Raw genomic sequence first — 5,303 nt, forward strand, 5'->3', positions numbered from 1 at the left:
ACAATGGCTCTGGACGTATAACAACGAACGGCCCAATATGGGCATCGGCGGCATCACACCCGCACAGAAACTAATAATGGCTGCGTAAATTCTACTGCAGAGCCCCGTTAAAAACGGGAGGATTACCGTGGAGGCGTGTAATCAAGGCGGAAATCCATTTAGAAAAACGCCTGAAACTGATCAAACGAACAGAGCTGTCTCATTCGATTTCAGTGTCACTGTACGAGTTTGGCCATAATACGAGTTCATTTGGGTGACTGAAACGGTTGACTCATTTCGAACGTTTCCTTTACTAAGCGCAATCGGAGTGACGGACCATGTGCGATGCCGCCAAATAGCTTGGACGTATAACAACGAACGGCCCAATATGGGCATCGGCGGCATCACACCCGCACAGAAACTAATAATGGCTGCGTAAATTCTACTGCAGAGCCCCGTTAAAAACGGGAGGATTACCGTGGAGGCGTGTAATCAAGGCGGAAATCCATTTAGAAAAACGCCTGAAACTGATCAAACGAACAGAGCTGTCTCATTCGATTTCAGTGTCACTGTACGAGTTTGGCCATAATACGAGTTCATTTGGGTGACTGAAACGGTTGACTCATTTCGAACGTTTCCTTTACTAAGCGCAATCGGAGTGACGGACCATGTGCGATGCCGCCAAATAGCTACATGCTGTTCAATTAGGATTCTTTTATGGGCGTTAAAACTTTGGATAAGAGCGCAGAGCTAATCGCGTTCGCATTGAAACCCAAGACGGGTTTTAAAGTCGCATTGAACGACATCATCGAAGCTTTTTTTAAGTATCGTCTGGCTTTGATTTTTGGCTGGCAAGATGTGGCGCAGCGGTACCGCCGTTCCCGAATCGGGGCTTTTTGGCTCACGTTGAATATGGCGGTTTTTATTGGTGCTCTTGGTGCGATTTTTGGAACGATTTTTCAATCCGAAATGCACGAATACCTACCGCATGTATGCGCTGGCGTAATAATGTGGAGTTTTATTACTAGCTGTTTATCAGAAGGATGTACTACTTTTAGTGGATCTGAAGGTATTATTCTACAAGTAAGAATGCCATTATTTACCCATATTTTGCGTACGCTTTGGAGAAATATTATAATATTTCTTCATAATATTATAATATTTCCATTTATATATTTGATATTGGGGAATTCCATTAATTTTTATGCTCTCCTGTCGGTTGCGGGTTTTATCCTTGTTTGTTTGAATCTTGCATGGATTATGCTGATTCTTGCGGTAATATGTGCTAGATTTCGCGATATGACGCAGGTTGTAACAAATATTCTACAAATATTGTTTTACGCAACGCCAATTATGTGGATGTTGAAAGTTCTGCCGGAACATGTTTCAAAGGCGTTCATAGAATTCAATCCATTCTATCACTTTGTCGAACTCGTTAGGGCTCCTTTGCTCGGGTATGCTCCTGAGAGCATTAGTTGGGTTGTAGCGATTGTGTTAGTAGTTGTGGGATGGGTGGTTGCGTTGCTATTTTTTGGCAGATACCGTTGGCGTGTAGTGTACTGGTTGTGATGATATGAGTTTGATTAGATTAGACAATGTAGGCGTTGAATTCCCAATTTACAATTCATCAAGCCGGTCATTAAAGAATCGTGTTCTCAGTATCGCTACCGGTGGTAAGATTGAGCGAAAAAGTGACCAATTGGTCGTGATCCGTGGCCTTGAGGGAGTATCAATGACTCTCGGTGATGGTGAGCGGATCGGGTTGATCGGTCATAATGGTTCTGGAAAAACTACGCTGTTACGTGTGTTATCAGGCATTTACACGCCGACACAGGGAAGCGCTTATATTGATGGAACATGTGTTTCTTTGATTAATATTCAACTTGGTATTGACCCGGATGCAACCGGACGGGAAAATATTCGCCTTCGCTCAGCTATGATGGGTATGTCTCCAAAGGAGATTGACGGAAAATTTGATGGAATTGCTGAATTTTCGGGTTTAGGCGATTTTTTGGATATGCCGTTCAGGACCTATTCCTCCGGTATGCAACTGAGGTTGGCTTTTGCGACCTCTACATCAGTGCGTCCGGAAATCTTGATTATGGATGAGTGGTTATCGACTGGTGACGAGGACTTCAAAGAACGCGCGAATAAGCGTATGCATGATCTCGTCGGTTCCACTAAAATCTTGGTATTAGCAAGCCACTCGAAAGAGCTATTGATGAAAAACTGCAACCGCATCATCTGGCTGGAGCACGGTCGTTTAAAAATGGACGGCCCTACAGATGAGGTATTATCTGCCTACTTTGGGAATATTCACAGCTAGGGCACGTCTTGACCTGCCACTGAACTTTCATCCAACGGCGATTAGAGCCTCGGCGGTTTTGACTACGCCAATTGGCGTGTTGGTAGCAACCGGCGGAAACGCCAAGCTTTCATATTGCGCAGCGTTGGAGCCGGTTGCGGCGATGGATCCAGCATAGACCGCCGGGGTTTGGTATCCCAGCGACGAGTGTGGCCGGAAATTGTTGTAATCGTCGGCCCATTGGGCGATGGCGCTGCGGGCGTGATCGAGGCCAAAAAACAGGCTTTCGTTGAGCAATTCGTCGCGCATCCGACCGTTGAAGGATTCAACATAGCCGTTCTGCATAGGCTTTCCTGGCGCGATATAGTGCCACTCAACCTTGTGATCCTTCGACCAGGCCAGAATGGCATTCGAGGTGAGTTCCGTGCCGTTATCGGAGACAATCATTCCTGGCTTGCCGCGTCGTTCGATCAGTGTCGTCAGCTCCCGTGCGACACGGCGGCCGGAGATTGAGGGTGAGCGCAACGAATAGCCCACGTCTTTCGTGATTGACGGAATGGGTTTCCGGCTGGCAGTCAAAACTTTTGCTTTGCCCGCTTCGGCATAAAATAGGTTCGGATATTGACGAGTGCTTCAGCGACGTCAGCGGCATCCTGGCGGGTGGCTTTGCGTTTTGTCTCGCCGAGCTTGCGAATTGGCGCAATGATATCGCCGGTGACGGCATGACCGCGAAGAACCGGCTGCCAAAGTCTCGGCGCGTATCCTGTTGCCAGCAAAAAGCAGAGGTCCCAATCGAACGGATCAAAGGTTTGATCATCGATCCTGGTGAACCTGGGCCGGTAGTCTTTCGGGGTTTCAGAGAGGCTCCCCGAGATACGGTTATATTCCGCAACGATCGTCTGCACGGCCCGATGTTCGGTTGTTTCCATCGGCAGGTTCAGGGCGTCCGGGCCAGTCAGTTCCGGGATCCATTTGCGTGGGTCGATGAACTTTGGGCCAATGATCAGAGCCGTAAGATAACCATCGAGACCGCTCATTGACCAGATTGGCGATGCCGGACGGCGTCCCCTGATAAAGGCTTCGAACGCCGCGTCATCAAGCTTCGGTCGATCCGTCGTCCCCTGGCTGTTGTGCATCATGCCGCCCGTCGCTCCTGCTGCGTCATCGCTTCACGCTCAGCCTTCCAGGCCCACGGCAGGAGACTTTCCATTTCGTTGGCTTTCACTTTGCCGGAGATGATGCGCTCCAGCACATCGGCAAGCCAGACCTCGGGGTCCACACCATTCAGTTTACAGGTGTTGACGAGCGATGCGAGGACAGCGAAAGTCTTTCCACCCCGCTCGTTGCCCACGAACAGCGAATTCTTCCTCGTCAGGGCCACGGATTTCATTGAACGCTCGACCACATTGGAATCGATCTCGACCCGGCCATCATCAAGGCAGGCTGTCAACCCGCTCCAATGGTTGAGCGTGTAGCTGACGGCCTTGCCAAGCGCCGATTTCGCCGACACCTCGTCGCGCAGTTCGGTGAGGTGGACTTTCAGCTCTCTCATGACTGGAGCAGCCTCGCGACGTCTCACGACGAGCCGGGTATCGGCGCTTTCGCCGCGCAGTTTTGCTTCGATCCGATAGACTTCCGCAATCCTGGCAAGGATCGACAAAGCCTCCGAAGAACCCGTCAGCTTGACCACATCGACGAACTTGCGCCGCGCATGAGCAAGGCAGAAGGCCAGCCGCATGGGTGCGACATTGCTCTTGCCCCGACGTTTGACCATGGTTTTATAGGCTTGGTATCCATCGACTTGAAGCACGCCGGTAAACGACGACAATTGTCCCTCGATCTCGCGGGCGCTGCGGCTTTCGGCAAAGATATAGGCCACGGCCGGCGGTGCCGGACCATTCCAGGGACGGTCGTCAACCGCCTGCGCCCATAACTGGCAGACCTTGGTTCGTTTGCGCCCCGGCTCGAGCCGCGGCAACGGCGTCTCGTCACAGAACACTCTCGGCTGCGAGCGGATAAAGGCGGTAAGCGCGTCATAGAGAAGCTCCAGCCACCAGGCGACCCGCATCACCCAGGCGCCAAGCGTACCGCGATCGATGATGACACCGCAGGAGGCCAGCATTTGCGCCTGTCGATTGAGCGGGAGATGCCAGGCAAACTTCGAAACAGCGACATGCGCGGCAAACGCCGTGGTCACCATGCCACCGTCCATCACGCGCGCCGGTGCAGGTGCTTGCACGATGGCACTCTCACAGGCCCGGCATGCATAGCGCGGCCGGATCGTCCGTTTGACCCGGACAACAGCAGGTACGATGTCGAGCGCCTCGCTGACGTCCGTGCCGATGCAATGCAGTTCGAACGAACAGCAGGGGCAAATCTTGCTCTCCGGCTCAATGATCTCTTCATAGCGCGGAAGATGCTTGGGCAAGCGGCCGATATTGCGGGCAGACGATCGCCGTGCCTGTGTTTTGTCTTCACCGGCCGGTGCGGCATCGTCATTGGCTGCAACGGGAATATCGCTTAGATCGCCCAGGTCGAGCGTTGCCTGGGCTGGATCGATGATCGTCATCTTCTCCGATTTCGTCCCGAAGAGCTGGCGCTCAAGGAAGGCAATACGCGCTTTGAGATCGGCATTCTCTTCGTCGAGTAAGAGAATGATCCGGGTCAATTGCGCAGCATCCTGGGGCAAGGGATCGGGTCGAAGCAGCATGACCGACCCTATCATATTAGCCTGAATCTTCAAGCAAAACCAATAGGATCAGCCTACTTTTGAGGGTCGTCTGGTAATCCCCCCGGCAATTAATAGGCTTTAAAAGTAGAATTTTCTCGGCATTATGATCGAGGAGATTGTTGATGAAGATAAGCAGATTTAGCGAACCGCAGATTCTTGGGATCCTGCGTCAGGCAGAAGGTGGTGTTCCAGTACCGGAGCTATGCCGCGAACATGGAATGAGCAACGCTTCATTCTATAAGTGGCGTGCCAAGTATGGCGGCATGGATGCGTCGATGATCAGCCAGA

5 protein-coding genes and 1 pseudogene are annotated in these 5,303 nt (G+C 51.5%); 3 read left to right on the forward strand and 3 right to left on the reverse strand.

What is annotated here, in order from left to right; all coding sequences use genetic code 11:
• Positions 1-696: 696 nt before the first annotated feature.
• Both OPR82_RS22425 and OPR82_RS22430 read left to right on the forward strand, forming a co-directional pair.
• On the forward strand, positions 697-1,548 hold the full coding sequence (locus OPR82_RS22425; protein WP_265987170.1) for an ABC transporter permease: 852 nt from the start codon (positions 697-699) through the stop codon (positions 1,546-1,548).
• A 4-nt stretch (positions 1,549-1,552) separates the two neighbouring features.
• Positions 1,553-2,305 carry an ABC transporter ATP-binding protein gene (locus tag OPR82_RS22430; protein WP_265987172.1) on the forward strand — a complete coding sequence of 251 codons (753 nt, stop codon included), beginning with the start codon at positions 1,553-1,555 and terminating at the stop codon, positions 2,303-2,305.
• Positions 2,306-2,332: 27 nt separating this feature from the next.
• Here OPR82_RS22430 and OPR82_RS22435 read toward each other — a convergent pair.
• The 3 genes and pseudogenes from OPR82_RS22435 to tnpC form a co-directional block, all read right to left on the reverse strand.
• A pseudogene (locus OPR82_RS22435) lies at positions 2,333-2,800 on the reverse strand (integrase core domain-containing protein); the annotation flags it as partial.
• 59 nt (positions 2,801-2,859) lie between these two features.
• Positions 2,860-3,423: a UPF0149 family protein gene (locus tag OPR82_RS22440; protein WP_105528924.1), complete on the reverse strand. Its 564-nt coding sequence runs from the start codon at positions 3,421-3,423 to the stop codon at positions 2,860-2,862.
• Positions 3,420-4,994: an IS66 family transposase gene (tnpC, locus tag OPR82_RS22445; protein WP_151607717.1), complete on the reverse strand. Its 1,575-nt coding sequence runs from the start codon at positions 4,992-4,994 to the stop codon at positions 3,420-3,422. The genes OPR82_RS22440 and tnpC overlap by 4 nt, the downstream gene beginning before the upstream one ends.
• A 143-nt stretch (positions 4,995-5,137) precedes the next feature.
• On the opposite strand from tnpC, the gene OPR82_RS22450 reads away from it, so the two are divergent.
• The coding region (locus OPR82_RS22450; RefSeq protein WP_265987175.1) for a transposase at positions 5,138-5,303 on the forward strand (166 nt) is incomplete at its 3' end.

This window comes from Ochrobactrum chromiisoli (assembly GCF_026241335.1).
In the GTDB taxonomy this organism is placed as follows: domain Bacteria; phylum Pseudomonadota; class Alphaproteobacteria; order Rhizobiales; family Rhizobiaceae; genus Brucella; species Brucella chromiisoli.

Bases quoted from the DNA above. Each gene is read 5' to 3' on its own strand.
- OPR82_RS22425 (WP_265987170.1), top strand. From the start codon at position 697: ATGGGCGTTAAAACTTTGGATAAGAGCGCAGAGCTAATCGCGTTCGCA.
- OPR82_RS22430 (WP_265987172.1), top strand. From the start codon at position 1,553: ATGAGTTTGATTAGATTAGACAATGTAGGCGTTGAATTCCCAATTTAC.
- OPR82_RS22440 (WP_105528924.1), bottom strand. From the start codon at position 3,423: ATGATGCACAACAGCCAGGGGACGACGGATCGACCGAAGCTTGATGAC.
- tnpC (WP_151607717.1), bottom strand. From the start codon at position 4,994: ATGCTGCTTCGACCCGATCCCTTGCCCCAGGATGCTGCGCAATTGACC.